This window comes from Neorhizobium phenanthreniclasticum (genome assembly GCF_040066075.1).
GTDB lineage: Bacteria > Pseudomonadota > Alphaproteobacteria > Rhizobiales > Rhizobiaceae > Neorhizobium > Neorhizobium petrolearium.
In genome coordinates this window covers 750,306-762,965 of record NZ_JBEAAL010000001.1, presented here as the reverse complement: position 1 = coordinate 762,965, position 12,660 = coordinate 750,306, and the positions used below count along the sequence as shown (strand labels likewise).

The 12,660-nt window shown below is 59.4% G+C and carries 14 protein-coding genes; 1 reads left to right on the top strand and 13 read right to left on the bottom strand.

Annotated features, from left to right (window positions below; translation table 11 throughout):
• Window positions 1-14: 14 nt before the first annotated feature.
• The 6 genes from ABK249_RS03775 to ABK249_RS03750 form a co-directional block, all read right to left on the bottom strand.
• Window positions 15-1,289: an imelysin family protein gene (locus ABK249_RS03775; RefSeq protein ID WP_348862255.1), complete on the bottom strand. Its 1,275-nt coding sequence runs from the start codon at window positions 1,287-1,289 to the stop codon at window positions 15-17.
• A gap of 131 nt (window positions 1,290-1,420) precedes the next feature.
• Entirely contained in the window at window positions 1,421-2,710 is a 1,290-nt protein-coding gene (locus ABK249_RS03770) for an RsmB/NOP family class I SAM-dependent RNA methyltransferase (RefSeq protein ID WP_348862254.1), read from the bottom strand.
• A gap of 81 nt (window positions 2,711-2,791) precedes the next feature.
• Entirely contained in the window at window positions 2,792-3,202 is a 411-nt protein-coding gene (locus tag ABK249_RS03765) for a septal ring lytic transglycosylase RlpA family protein (RefSeq protein WP_052183180.1), read from the bottom strand.
• A gap of 379 nt (window positions 3,203-3,581) precedes the next feature.
• Window positions 3,582-4,454 carry an SDR family oxidoreductase gene (locus ABK249_RS03760; protein ID WP_227705027.1) on the bottom strand — a complete coding sequence of 291 codons (873 nt, stop codon included), beginning with the start codon at window positions 4,452-4,454 and terminating at the stop codon, window positions 3,582-3,584.
• A complete protein-coding gene (queG, locus tag ABK249_RS03755; RefSeq protein ID WP_415926417.1) occupies window positions 4,454-5,626 on the bottom strand; it encodes a tRNA epoxyqueuosine(34) reductase QueG in 1,173 nt (390 codons plus the stop codon). The genes ABK249_RS03760 and queG overlap by 1 nt, the downstream gene beginning before the upstream one ends.
• Entirely contained in the window at window positions 5,607-6,299 is a 693-nt protein-coding gene (locus tag ABK249_RS03750) for a glutathione S-transferase family protein (protein WP_037160063.1), read from the bottom strand. Before ABK249_RS03750 ends, queG begins: the two co-directional genes overlap by 20 nt.
• 156 nt (window positions 6,300-6,455) lie before the next feature.
• Here ABK249_RS03750 and ABK249_RS03745 point away from each other — a divergent pair, with 156 nt between their 5' ends.
• Window positions 6,456-7,262 (top strand): undecaprenyl-diphosphate phosphatase, encoded by an 807-nt coding sequence (locus ABK249_RS03745; RefSeq protein WP_227705028.1) that lies wholly within the window; start codon window positions 6,456-6,458, stop codon window positions 7,260-7,262.
• 3 nt (window positions 7,263-7,265) lie between these two features.
• On the opposite strand, the gene ABK249_RS03740 is transcribed toward ABK249_RS03745, so the two are convergent.
• The 7 genes from ABK249_RS03740 to ABK249_RS03710 all read right to left on the bottom strand — a co-directional run bounded on the left by ABK249_RS03740 (window position 7,266) and on the right by ABK249_RS03710 (window position 12,646).
• Entirely contained in the window at window positions 7,266-7,427 is a 162-nt protein-coding gene (locus ABK249_RS03740) for a hypothetical protein (protein ID WP_200884025.1), read from the bottom strand.
• A 72-nt stretch (window positions 7,428-7,499) separates the two neighbouring features.
• Entirely contained in the window at window positions 7,500-8,918 is a 1,419-nt protein-coding gene (locus ABK249_RS03735; protein ID WP_037159382.1) for a TRAP transporter large permease, read from the bottom strand.
• Window positions 8,915-9,499 (bottom strand): TRAP transporter small permease subunit, encoded by a 585-nt coding sequence (locus ABK249_RS03730; RefSeq protein WP_037159379.1) that lies wholly within the window; start codon window positions 9,497-9,499, stop codon window positions 8,915-8,917. The genes ABK249_RS03735 and ABK249_RS03730 overlap by 4 nt, the downstream gene beginning before the upstream one ends.
• Window positions 9,500-9,574: 75 nt before the next feature.
• Entirely contained in the window at window positions 9,575-10,708 is a 1,134-nt protein-coding gene (locus tag ABK249_RS03725) for a TRAP transporter substrate-binding protein (RefSeq protein ID WP_037159376.1), read from the bottom strand.
• Between the two features lie 150 nt (window positions 10,709-10,858).
• Complete coding sequence (locus ABK249_RS03720; RefSeq protein ID WP_037159373.1) at window positions 10,859-11,020, bottom strand: hypothetical protein; 162 nt, start codon at window positions 11,018-11,020, stop codon at window positions 10,859-10,861.
• Window positions 11,021-11,275: 255 nt separating this feature from the next.
• The gene (locus ABK249_RS03715; RefSeq protein WP_348862253.1) at window positions 11,276-12,256 is read right to left on the bottom strand and encodes a complex I NDUFA9 subunit family protein; all 981 of its coding nucleotides are present in this window, start codon (window positions 12,254-12,256) and stop codon (window positions 11,276-11,278) included.
• 102 nt (window positions 12,257-12,358) lie between these two features.
• Entirely contained in the window at window positions 12,359-12,646 is a 288-nt protein-coding gene (locus tag ABK249_RS03710) for a DUF1330 domain-containing protein (protein ID WP_037159367.1), read from the bottom strand.
• Window positions 12,647-12,660 lie beyond the last annotated feature (14 nt).

Sequence of the window (12,660 nt, the reverse complement as noted above, 5' to 3'; positions counted from 1 at the left end):
CGCCTTTTCAACTCTTATTTGAAGACGGCGTCAGGATTGTCGAGGCTGTCGGAACCTTCGAGCTCGACCGTGCCGAGGTCGAGTGCGGCGACGACGCGCTCGATCGTCTTGGTCTGGTCGATCAGGCCGTCGATCGCTTTCTGGACGACCGCATTGCCCTGCGAATTGCCCTCGCCGATCATCTGGTCATAGGCCTCGATCTTCTTGGCACGGTCGGCCATGGCGTTCATGGCGGCAAGCGTCGCATCGAGCTTGCCCTTCATTTCCGTGTCAAGCGCCTTGTCCTTGGCAGCAACCAGTTCGGAGAGCGAAGGACCATTCATCTTGGTGCCGTCGACACGGACATATTCGCCGGTATAGGCCGACTTGATGCCGATCGCATCGTTCAGATGCGAGGCATAGGTATTGTCCGAGAAGCAGTCATGCTCTTCTTCCGGATCGTGGAGAAGCAGGCCGAGCTTCATACGCTCGCCGGCGAGTTCGCCATAGGAGAGCGAACCCATGCCGGTCAGGATTGCGGTAAGTCCAGCCTTGGGATCTGCCTCGACATGCTTGGTGGCCTCGCCGTCCGGACCCCAGGCTTTCACCATGTCGCCGAGGTCGGAGACGAGCAGTGTCGATGCAGTCTTGAGATAGGCAGCGCGACGGTCGCAATTGCCGTGGGTGCAGTTGGCCTTGTCGTAATCGGTATAGGGACGCTCGCCGGCGCCTGCCCCGGTGCCGTTGAGGTCCTGGCCCCAGAGGAGGAACTCGATGGCGTGGTAGCCGGTCGCGACATTCGCCTCGATCTCGCCGGCCTCGTGCAGGCCCTGGATCGTCTCGGGCGTGATGTTGGTGGCGTCGAACTCTTCGCCGTTGATCTTGATCTTCGGATTGGCGATCACATTGGCGGTGTAGAGTTCGTTTTCATCGCTCTCAGTGCCGTAGGAGGCGTCGACGTAGTCGATCAGACCTTCATCCAGCGGCCAGGCATTCACCTTGCCTTCCCACTCATCGACGATCGGATTGCCGAAACGATAGACTTCCGTCTGCTGGTAGGGAATGCGGGCAGCGATCCACGCATCCTTGGCGGCCTTGAGGGTCTCCTGGCTCGGTTTGGCGATCAGCGCATCGATCGCCTTGTCGAGGGCCTGTGCAGTTTTCAGCGAGTCTTCGTATTTCGCGTGTGCGAGTTCGGCATAGTGTTTTACAACGGATGTGGAATCGGCCGCCTGGGCAGGCGTAACGGTGAACGCCGCAGAGGTGGTGAGAAGCGCCAGCGCGGCGCCGAAAACGGTCTTGCGGATCATGTCCCTCTCCTTCACGGCTCAGATCTCCTAGCCGTTATGGGCTACATCGCGCAAATGGAAACTGGTGTCAAATAATCTAGTTTAGAATGGTTTGAAAGTCGAACTCGGTTTTGACTTTGATCAAGCCCCGGTCAAACCTTGCGTTGCATCCGGCAGAAAAAGAATCCGTCCGTATCGGTACTTGCGGGGGTCAATGTGACGGTAGGTGCTTCTTTGAAGCGCGGCGGGGGGGCGTCTTGTCCGAAGAGCTGGCTCCATTGCTGAGCAGCCGGCACGATCGAAAAATCCGGATTTTCGGCGCAGAAGCGCGAGACCTGCGTGTCGTTCTCCTCCGGCAGGATGGAACAGGTGACGTAAAGAAGTGCTCCGCCGGGCTTCACAAAGGTTGCGGCTTCCGAAAGTGCCTCCTGTTGCTGGGCGATGCGCTCATCAAGGTTTTTGGGCGTCAGCCGCCATTTCGTGTCCGGCCGGCGGCGCCAAGTGCCGGTGCCGGTGCAGGGCGCGTCAACCAGCACGGCGTCCAGCTTGCCCTTCAGCGGATCAAGCTGGCGAGCATCATCATGAACCTGCACATTGCGGGTGCCGGCGCGGCGCAGCCGTTCGATGATCGGCGCCAGCCGCTTGCGGTCGGCGTCATAGGCGTGAATCTGGCCCTTGTTGTGCATGGCAGCCGCCATGGCAAGCGTCTTTCCGCCGCCACCCGCGCAATAGTCGAGCACCTGATCATGCTCGCCGGCCTGTACGAGGTCGGCGACGATCTGCGATCCCTCGTCCTGCACTTCGAACCAGCCCTTCTGGAACGAAAGCTCGGCCGTCACGTTCGGCAGGCGGACCGCTCCTTCGCCGGCGGCGATGCGGATGCCGTTGCGGGCGATGCGCGACGGTTTCGCGCCTGAGCGTTCCAGCGCCTTGACGACCTTCTCCCGGGACGCCTTCAAGGTGTTGGCGCGAAGATCGAGGGTCGGCCGGCCGGCCAGCGCCTTGGCTTCGACAAGCCAGTCTTCGCCGAAATTGGCTTCGAAGGACGGCTGGATCCAGTCCGGGATGTCGCCCTGCACATGCAGCGGCGCATCATCGAGATTACGGGAGGCAAGGGCCGAAAGGTTCGCCTCGGTCAGGGCCGGCGGCGCAAAGCGGTCATCGGCGAACTCGGCCTGGAGTGCCTCGAGCGTGAGGCCCCATTGTCGGATGAGGACTGCGTAAGCGAGCGCGGTCGGACTCTCGTCCCCCATGAGCCAGGCATGCGAAAGCCGCATGCGGAGCGCGTCATAGACGATATTGCCGATTGCGGCACGATCGCCGGATCCGGCGAAACGGTGCGCAAGGCCCCAGTCCTTGAGAGCATCGGCGACAGGGCGCTTTCGCGTCTCAATGTCGGCCAGCACCTCTATGGCCCCGGCCACTCGCCCGCCCAATCGCATCTCGTTCTCCGTTCCGGTTAGACCCGCATGATAGGGCTCGTAACCGCGATTGGCCGGAAGGGCAAGAGCCAGGTTAATACCTTAACCGTCGATGTCCTTGAGACCCTTGCCCGGGATCTTTTGGTTATCGGCGGTGATAATCTGGTAACAGACCTGCGCCGTGCCGGAGCGGACCATGCCGATGTTCTGCGCGGCGGCTTTGGAGACATCGATCACGCGGCCGCGAATGAAAGGTCCGCGGTCGTTGATGCGGACGATAACGCTCTTGCCGTTGCGTTTGTTGGTGACCTTCACCTTGGTGCCGAAAGGCAGCGAGCGGTGGGCTGCGGTCAATTTCGAAGGATTCATCCGTTCACCGGATGCCGTCTTGGAAGTCAGAGCATACCAGGATGCGTGACCACATCCGGGCGCAGCGTTAGCCTCTGCGGAGCCAAGGAGTGCAAAAGCAGCAGTGGCAGCCGCGGCGCAAATCGAGCGTCGAATTTTCTTCAAGTTCGTCGTCCCCGTCGTTTGTCCCTGCACGTTGCGTGCAAAATGGCTAAGCGGGGCGAAAAATGGCGGAAAAGTGGGTTTTTGGATCACGGAATATTACAGGATGTAACATTCGTGATTATATTGCAGCCGATCTTTTTAAGAAGCCAGCTAAGCTTTTATGGAAGAAAACATTTAAAAACAGGGGGGAAACGGAATGGCATTCCCGGAAGAATCATGCTGCTGACTTGATCACGAAAATCGCAGAAAAAATTTATCGTAACACGCGATTCCTTGCCTCATTCAGGCAAATTTTATGGCCTTGCGCCACATATCTTAAAAAAGAATAACCAGCTTTTCCGGTAAGGATGGAAATTTCAACCGTTTTAATATGGGAAAATTATCCTCTCCAACGTCCGGTGGACCACATTTCGGCCAGCGACACGCGGTAATTGGGAAAGCGGAATTCAAAGCCCGCGGCACGGATCTTGGCATTCGAGACGCGCTTGTTGGCGCCGTAGAACGAGCGTGCCATGGGCGTCATTTCGGCGGTTTCGAAATCCTGTTCCGCGGGCGGTTCTACACCCATCAGCCGGGCAGCTTCGACGATGACATCCTGGGCCGGGCCGGGCTCGTCATCGGTGACATTATATATGCCGTCCATCTTGCGCTTTGCGAGAAAGAGCGCGGCGCCACCGATATCCTCGACGCGGATGCGATTGAAGACCTGATCCTTTTTGACGATGCGCCGCGCCGTACCGCGTTCGAGGTTGGCGAAGGCGTTACGACCGGGGCCATAGATGCCGGAAAGGCGCAGGATAGCGACCGGCACGCCGGCGGCCTCTCCCTCGGCAGTCCAGGCCTCCTCGGTATCGACCCGTTCGATCGAACGACCCAAGATCGGGCTGCCGGGAGTCTCTTCCGTCACCCAGTCACCGCCGTGATCGCCATAGACGCCGACAGTGGAGAGATAGCCGATCCATGCGAGCCTGGGGCAGAGTTCGGCGAGCCTGCCCTTCATGAGCTTCAGCAGCGGGTCGCCCTCAGAGCCCGGCGGGACGGATTGCACGAGATGCGTGACTTGCTTCAGTTCGGCCAGCAGTTCATCGCCGAACGGGCCGCCGTCGAAGATGAAGGCCCGGATATCCTTGGAGGAGAGCTCTGCCACTTTCTCGGCGGTCCTGGCGGTGCCGGAGACCTTGGCGCCATCTCTTTTGAATTCCTCGGCGATCGCCTGGCCGGAATAACCGCATCCGAAGATCATCACCTGCATCAGCCTGCTCCCGCCAATCGCCACTCTTCCAACACTTCCGGGTCTTCCTCGATGCCGCGCGTTTGCGCAAACCGTGCAAAATCCCCATCCGGCATCAGCCGTCTCAGGGCCCATATAGCCATGCCGCGCACCACGGGCGAGGGGTCGCCCGAAAGTTCGCGACATCGGGCGATGAGGCTGGCGTCGCCGGAATTGCCGGCGGCGATCAGCACGTTGCGGATGAAGCGGTCGCGACCGATGCGTTTCACCGGCGAACCGCTAAAAAAGGTGCGGAACGTGGCGTCGTCCAGCGTCAGCAGGAAGGCGATGGAGGGCTCCTTCAAGTCCTCGCGGGCCTTCAGCTTCATCTCGGAGGCGCTTGCCGCGAACTTGTTCCATGGGCAGGCGGCAAGACAGTCGTCGCAGCCATAGACACGATTGCCGATCAGCGGCCGGAATTCCGGGGCGATCGGTCCCTTGTGCTCGATCGTGAGATAGGAGATGCAGCGGCGTGCATCGAGCCGGTAGGGCGCCGGGAAGGCCGCCGTCGGGCAGGCATCGAGACAGGCTCGGCAGGAGCCGCAATGATCCGTCTCCGGCTCGTTCACGATGAGTTCGGCAGTGGTGAAAAGGCTGCCGAGGAAAAGCCAGGAACCATGGGTTCGGCTGACGAGATTGGTATGCTTGCCCTGCCAGCCGAGACCGGCCGCCTCCGCCAGCGGTTTTTCCATGACGGGCGCCGTGTCGACGAACACCTTCACGTCTTCCCCGGCGCGGGCGGCGAAACGGGTGGCAATCTCCTTCAGCCGGCCCTTGATGAGGTCGTGATAGTCGCGGTTGCGGGCATAGACCGAGATCGCCGCCTTGTCCGGTCTGTCGAGAATTCCGCGCGGATCTTCATCCGGGCCGTAATTCAGCCCGAACATGACGATGGACCGGACCTCCGACCACAGCACTTTCGGATCGGCGCGGCGCAGCCTGGTCTCGGCCATCCAGTCCATCGTGCCATGGTGGCCTTCAGCAAGGAAAACCTCAAGCCGCTCCGGCGCCCGCGGAATGCTGTCGGGTCCCGTGACCTGGCAGAGATCGAAGCCCTGACTTTTCGCCTCCGCGTGAAGGAAGGCGGTCAGCTTCTCCCGCCGTCGCAGCGCTTTTTCAGCCTCTCGGTTATCGTCAGAAATCAAGGTCCGCATAATGGGATACCGGGGTCAGTCCGCGGATGCGCTCGGCGAGCAGCGGCCGGAAAGAAGGGCGCGATTTCAGCCGCTGATACCATTCCTTGGCGACGGGCGTATCCGACCAGTCAATTTCACCAAGATAGTCTAGCACGGAAATGCAGGCAGCGGCCGCGAGATCCGCATAGCTCAGGCGGTCCCCCGCAAGCCAGGGGCGCGAACCGGCAAGCCAGGAGAGATATTTCATGTGCTGGCGGATATTGGCGCGGGATGTACGCAACACCTTTGAATCCGGAGCGCCGCCGCCGTGGGCCGCGCTCATCTGCAGCTTGTAGATGCGTTCGCGGCTCAGCGGCCTCGTCACGTCCTGTTCCATCTTCTGCAGGAACCATTCGGTAAGGCGGCGGATTTCGGCGCGCTGCCACGGATCTTCGGCAAGCAGTCGCCGGTCGCGCTTCAGGACGCCATGCGTCTCATCGAGAAATTCCATGAGCACGGAAGGGCCACAAAGTACCCGCATGCTGTCGTCCACATAGACGGGAAGCGTGCCCGCCGGATTGAGTGTCAGGAATTCACGGCGCTTTTCCCAGGGCTGCTCTTCGACCAGATCCGCCTGGAAACCGTATTCGGCAAGGATCAGCCGAACGAAGCGGGAGGCCGTAGACATGGGGTGATGATAGAGGGTGGGCATGGATACTTGAACTTCACGAATAGTGTATAGGGAGGTTATGGTCGCTTCGCGCGCCCGCCTGACATATGGCAGCTATATGGATTTGGTAGGGCCAACACAAGCAACGGCTCATAGAGTACCTCAAACTGCCCTCATCTGCTCAATAAAGGATTAAGAATGGCGGATCAGTCCATTATCAGCGCCCTCGTTCTTGGCTTGATCGAGGGGCTTACGGAGTTTCTTCCCGTTTCATCAACCGCTCATGTTCTGCTCGCCGGCCACTTTCTTGGATTTCAATCGCCTGGGAACACCTTCGCAGTGCTGATTCAGCTCGGCGCCATCCTGGCGATTCTGCTCGTCTACGCCGGCAAGCTGCTGGAAATCGCGATGGATATTCCGACGAGCCGCAAGGCCAGGCATTTCGTCGTGACGGTGTTGATCGCTTTTCTGCCCGCGGCGGTCATCGGGGCGCTCGCACATGACTTCATCAAGACCGTGCTGTTCGAGACGCCGATGCTGATCTGTATTGTGCTGATTCTCGGCGGCTTTGTGCTTCTTGCCGTCGACAGGATGAAGTTCCAGCCGAAATATCACGACATAATGGACTACCCCTGGCCACTCGCACTCAAGATCGGCTTCTTTCAATGCCTCGCGATGGTCCCCGGCACGTCTCGCTCGGGAGCGACGATCGTCGGCGCATTGCTGATGGGGGCCGATAAACGCTCGGCTGCGGAATTCTCCTTCTTTCTCGCCATGCCGACCATGCTCGGGGCCTTCGTGCTCGACCTATACAAGAATCGCGACATCCTGAGCTTCGATGACGGCGCCGTCATTGCGATCGGCTTCGTCGCGGCGTTCGTCACCGCGATTTTCGTCGTGCGCTCGCTGCTCGATTTCGTCTCAAGCCGCGGTTATGCGTTCTTCGCCTACTGGCGGATCATCATCGGCGCTACCGGTCTTCTGGCTCTCGTCATGCTTGGTTAAGGCCTAACGGCGGCGCCGGTTATAAAGGAAGAAATCGTAGCCGGCCGCCGCAAGGGTGATGAAGAAAAGAAAGCCCAGATCGACGCGAGGCACGCGCCAGAAAAGAACGCCGACAAAGCCGGCGAGAATCAAAAATGCAATGAGTTGCAAGAGGCGATCCCTCATTCAAGTATCCTTCATTGCTACGGTCCTGCCGTCTCTGGGCGTCCCGCTCCATGCCGACCGAGGAAATTCCGTTCATCGTCCATAGACAGCCTCCGGGAGATAGAACACGATCTGCGGAAAGAGGTACATGAGCGTCATGCAGATGAAGACCATCAGCACGAATGGCAGTACGCCGTTGAATATCTGTGTCAGCCGCACCTCCGGCGGCGCGATCCCCTTGAGATAATAGGCTGACATCGCCATGGGCGGTGTCAGGAACGAGGTCTGCAGATTGAGCGCCACCAGAATGCCGAAGAAAAGCGGGTCGATGTTGAACAGGCTGAGCAGCGGCAGGAAGATGGGAACGAAGATGATGATGATCTCCGACCATTCCAGCGGCCATCCCAAGAGAAAGATGATGAGCTGCGCTAGGAGCAGGAATTGGAACGGAGTCAGGTCGAGTCCCCGCACGAATTCCGATATGACCTGCTCCCCTCCGAGATAGGAAAATACGGAAGAGAAGGTATAGGATCCGACGAACAGCCAGCAGACCATCGCGGTCGTCCGGACCGTAAGGTAGACGCTCTGGCGCATCCTTTCCCACGTGAATGCCCGGTAGCCGATGGCGAGCACGATACCGCCCAGCGCGCCGATGGAAGCAGCCTCGGTCGGGGTTGCCAGCCCGAAAAGGATCGAACCCAACACGGCGAGGATGAGGAAAGCGAGCGGGAAAAAGGAGGTCGCGATCATCACCATGACCCGTCCAAGGGGTACGTCGGGCACCTCCTCTGCGGTCGGTCGTGGTGCCACGCTCGGCTGAAGAATCGAGCGCCCGACCACGTAAATGAGATAAAGCCCCACAAGCGTGAAGCCCGGCAGCAGCGCCGCGGAATAGAGCCGCACGATCGAGACCCCTGATGCTGCGGCATAGACGATCAGCATGATCGAAGGGGGGATCAGGATACCAAGCGTTCCGCCGGCGCAAATGATCCCGGAGGCGAAGGACTTGTCGTAACGCGCCTTCAGCATGGCCGGCAATGCAAGCAAGCCCATCAGTGTGACGACGGCGCCGACGATGCCTGTCGCCGTCGCAAAAAGCGCGCAGGTAATAAGCGCCGCGACCCCCATCGATCCCGGCACATTCTTCGAAGCGATATTGAGAGTGTTGAAAAGCCTGTCGACGATATTCGCGCGTTCGACGATATAGCCCATGAACAGAAAGAGCGGGATGGCGGTCAGGACGTCGTTCGCCATCACCGTATAGGTCTGGTTGACGAAGAGGTCGAAGATGCGATTGTTGAAGAAGCCTTCGACCCAAAGCCTGATGCTTTCCCCCCAGCCGGCACTTTCATCGAGCCGGTTATAGGCCCGCCACATGCGGTTCGGATCGTAATACGCGTAATAGCCGAAGCCGATGCCCAGGGCCATTAGGTTGAAGGCGATCGGAAAGCCGAGAAAAACGATAAAGATGAACAGGCCAAGCATGAGCAGCGCGACTTGTGGATCGGTCATGCCTGATCTCCTGAAAGCTCGGCCTGCTTTTCCTTGATGAGTAGAATTTCTGTCTCCTCGACATCGTCGGCAGCCGGCATCCAGTCCCCGGTGCGAATGCAATGGATGCAGCGAAGGACTTGTGCGATCCCTTGAATGAAGAGCAGAAGTCCGGCGGCCACCATGACGGTCTTGAACTGGTAGATCGGAATGCCGGCCGGACTGTTGACGCTGACCTCGCCGTAGCTCCACGATCTCGACGCATATTTCCAACCCGAGAAGATCAGGGCCGTTATGCCCGGGAAGAAGAAGAGAAAGTACAGTATGAGATCGACGATCGCCTGTGTTCTCGGCTTCCACAGGCGATAGAGGAAGTCACCGCGAACATGCCCGCCGCGGGAAAGCGTATAGGCGCCGCCCATCATGAAGAGCGTTCCATACATGATGAAGGATACATCCAGTGCCCAGGGAGTCGGACGTCCGACAATGTAGCGGACAAAAACCTCGTAACTCGTGCCGAACGTCATGAGCACGATGAGCCAGGCAAATGCCTTGCCGAACCAAGCCGACGTTGCATCGGCGAACCGGATGAATGCCCGCATGAATGACGTTTTCCCATTTGCGTGAGGGCGGCAGGAGCGGAAAGCTCCTGCCGTTTGGCACTGCGCCGGCTACCGTCAGAGGTTTATCTTGCCCGGGAAATAGTGATTGTACGCCAGGGCATAATCGGGGGATGCCATGAGCTCGAAAAAGGTGACGCGGTCGACCCATGCCCGCTGGCTGTCAAGCACCCGCTTCATGAACTCGTCCTTTTCGAGTTCAACGATCAGGTCGTCCCAGGCCTTGATCTCGGCATCGAGGATTTCCTTGGACGTCCGGTGCAGGTTCACCTGATGCTCGTCCCGAAGCTTCAGCAGGTCGGCCGAATAATTATCCATGGCCGAAGCCGTGTTGGCCGTTGACGCGGCCTCGACGGCATAGCGGGCAATTGCCTGCAGATCCGGCGGCAGGTCCTCGTAGAAATCTTTGTTGAACAGGAATTCGAAGCTCTCCGATGCCTGATGATAGGACGACAGATAGTAGTGCTTGGCTACGTCCTGCGCACCGAAGCGGATGTCCGACGAGGGGTTGTTGAACTCGAAAGCATCGATGACACCACGCTCCATGGCGGGCACGATCTCGCCGCCCGGCAATTGCGCCACGGACATGCCCATTGCCTGCATCAGGTCCGCGGCCAGACCGACTGTACGGTATTTGAAGCCGTTGACGTCGGCGACCGTATTGACTTCCTTCTTGAACCAGCCGAAAGGCTGGGCGAACATCGGGAAGCCGAGGAAGCCCACGACATCGAGTTTCAGGATGTCCTGCTGGAGCTCGCGATAGAATTCTGCGCCGCCGCCGGCATAGAACCACGACAGCATTGTCGTGGCCGAGCCGCCGAAAACCGGCCCGGTACCGAACAGGGAAGCGCCCTTGTGTTTGCCGTACCAATAGGCGCAGACGGAATGGGCCGCATCGATGACCCCGTCGTGGCAGGCATCGAGCACCTGGAAGGCGCCAACCACGGAGCCTGCCGGCAGAAGATCGATCTTCAATCTGCCTGCGGACATGGCTTCGACGCGCTCCACGTATTGGCGCGCGAAGTCCATCCAGATATCCGATGCCGGCCAGGAGGTCTGCATCTTCATCACGATCGGGGATTGTGCAAGAACCGCGGGTGCTGCCAAACTACCCGCCGCAACCCCACTTGCGGTTGCGCCTATTTTCAGGAAAGACCGGCGCGTCGGCGCCTTCTTTTCGTGCGTGTCCATTGATTTCTCCTCCCGGTTGGGCAGGCCATTGCCCTTCTCCCAGAAGAAGTATTCAGGAAAAACACAGACAACTCAATACAGGCGTGCAACATTTTGCCATCAAACGATCGTTGATTGCGTGTAAAGATGAGTGCTGTGCAATCGGAAAGATTATTGGAGGGCGGGCTGGACCGATGCCGTGCTGCACGGATCGACGCCATAGGCCGGCGTGCATTCGATTTTGCCGGCTGCGCCAGTCCTCGGGGCCATGAACGAACCCGCGAGAATGATCAGTGCTGCGCACGCAAAAAAGAGCGCGATGGGCTTGCCCATGGAGAAACGCCTTTCGGAAGAGGATTTGATCGTCACGGTTGAGTATCTATCTCGGCAGGAGCTTTATTGCTCGCATTCGATAAATTCAATAAAGGATTTTGCTGAACCCGCCGTTAACGCGACTGCTTCGGTGACTGCGGCGTTTGTGCCACAGATCATGCCTGAAAGATAAGCGGAAACAAGGGCATGCCCGCTTTTTGAGCGAACAGGGAGCTGTTCCGGCGAGGCAAAGTGTTGGCTAATTTAGTAAAAATATCAGGCGGCCCGGCCGGAGCGTGTGTACTGGCCCTGCGGCCTGTATTGCACCAGATAGGAAGGCAGGATCGATGTGGCGAGAGTCGGGCGGATGCCGATGGCTTCGAGCGTGCGCCCTTCCTTCACGGCGGCATCGGAAACCACGTTGTCCACCTTCAGAAGCTTCACCTGGTCGGGCGTGATCGGCGGCTGCACGAAGGGGATGAGCGAGGCGATGCTGCCGATCAGCGACGCGATGCCGGAGGGCAGTGAAACCAGCCTGTTCTGCCGATTCGTGATGCGCAGCATCGTCTCGAGACATTGACGGAACGTCATGACTTCCGGACCGCCAAGCTCGTAGATCTTGCCTGGGGCGATCGTACCGTCGACGGAACGGGCGACGGTTTCGGCGACATCCTCGACATAGACCGGCTGGAATTTCGTGTTGCCGCCGCCGACAAGCGGGAGGGCAGGGAAAATCCGCGCCATGGCGGCGAATTTGTTGAAGAAGCTGTCTTCCGGGCCGAACATGATCGAGGGGCGCAGGATCACGGCGTCCGGCAGCAGCGAGAAGATCATCGCTTCTGCGCGGGCTTTGGTGCGCGCATAGGACGACTGCGAGTTCGGGTCGGCGCCGATTGCGGAAATATGGGTGAGCTTGGCACCTGCGGCGCGGGTCGCTTCGGCAACCGAACGGGCACCGAAGTCCTGCACGGCGTCGAACGTGTTGCGGCCGGTCTCGAACATGATGCCGACGCAGTTCACGACATGGGAAGCACCTTCGACCGCCCGGAAAACCGACTGGCGGTATCGCAGGTTGGCCTGGACGAGCGAGATCTGCCCGACATAGCCGGCCGGCAGCAGGAAGCCTGCGAGATCCGGACGGCGCACGGCAACCCGCACGCGATAACCCCGTTTGGCAAGCGTCCGCACCACATGCCGCCCGACAAACCCCGATCCTCCGAAAACGGTAACGAGTGGCGGAAGGTTGTTGATGGTCATGACATGCTCCGGGAGCCGATAGGGAAGGTTGAGAGCTGTTTAGCCGAATCGTGACGCGGGTGGAAGTGTCTCACTGCCGCACCTGCGATTGTTGTCCTCTCTTTAAATGCCTTCCACGACGACCATTTCCGCATCTGCAACTTCCTGGCGGATTTTCGCGGCGATCTGATATTCGGGCGAGTTGTAGCAGTCGACGGCGGCCTGCATCGAGGGAAACTCGATCACCACGTTGCGGGCGCGCGCCTTGCCTTCCAGCTCGGTGAAGGCGCCGCCGCGGGCAAGGAAGTTAGCGCCGTATTTGTCGAAGGCGACCTTGGCGGCTGCCACATAATCCTTGTACCGTTCCGGGTCTCGGATATCGACGCGGGCGATCCAGTATCCCTTGGCCATGAAATCTCCTCCAA

Coding starts and splice junctions, on each gene's coding strand:
- ABK249_RS03770 (WP_348862254.1), bottom strand. CDS start 2,710: ATGCGATTGGGCGGGCGAGTGGCCGGGGCCATAGAGGTGCTGGCCGAC.
- ABK249_RS03730 (WP_037159379.1), bottom strand. CDS start 9,499: ATGCGGGCATTCATCCGGTTCGCCGATGCAACGTCGGCTTGGTTCGGC.
- ABK249_RS03725 (WP_037159376.1), bottom strand. CDS start 10,708: ATGGACACGCACGAAAAGAAGGCGCCGACGCGCCGGTCTTTCCTGAAA.
- ABK249_RS03760 (WP_227705027.1), bottom strand. CDS start 4,454: ATGCAGGTGATGATCTTCGGATGCGGTTATTCCGGCCAGGCGATCGCC.
- queG (WP_415926417.1), bottom strand. CDS start 5,626: ATGCGGACCTTGATTTCTGACGATAACCGAGAGGCTGAAAAAGCGCTG.
- ABK249_RS03710 (WP_037159367.1), bottom strand. CDS start 12,646: ATGGCCAAGGGATACTGGATCGCCCGCGTCGATATCCGAGACCCGGAA.
- ABK249_RS03720 (WP_037159373.1), bottom strand. CDS start 11,020: ATGGGCAAGCCCATCGCGCTCTTTTTTGCGTGCGCAGCACTGATCATT.
- ABK249_RS03775 (WP_348862255.1), bottom strand. CDS start 1,289: ATGATCCGCAAGACCGTTTTCGGCGCCGCGCTGGCGCTTCTCACCACC.
- ABK249_RS03750 (WP_037160063.1), bottom strand. CDS start 6,299: ATGCCCACCCTCTATCATCACCCCATGTCTACGGCCTCCCGCTTCGTT.
- ABK249_RS03715 (WP_348862253.1), bottom strand. CDS start 12,256: ATGACCATCAACAACCTTCCGCCACTCGTTACCGTTTTCGGAGGATCG.
- ABK249_RS03735 (WP_037159382.1), bottom strand. CDS start 8,918: ATGACCGATCCACAAGTCGCGCTGCTCATGCTTGGCCTGTTCATCTTT.
- ABK249_RS03745 (WP_227705028.1), top strand. CDS start 6,456: ATGGCGGATCAGTCCATTATCAGCGCCCTCGTTCTTGGCTTGATCGAG.
- ABK249_RS03740 (WP_200884025.1), bottom strand. CDS start 7,427: ATGAGGGATCGCCTCTTGCAACTCATTGCATTTTTGATTCTCGCCGGC.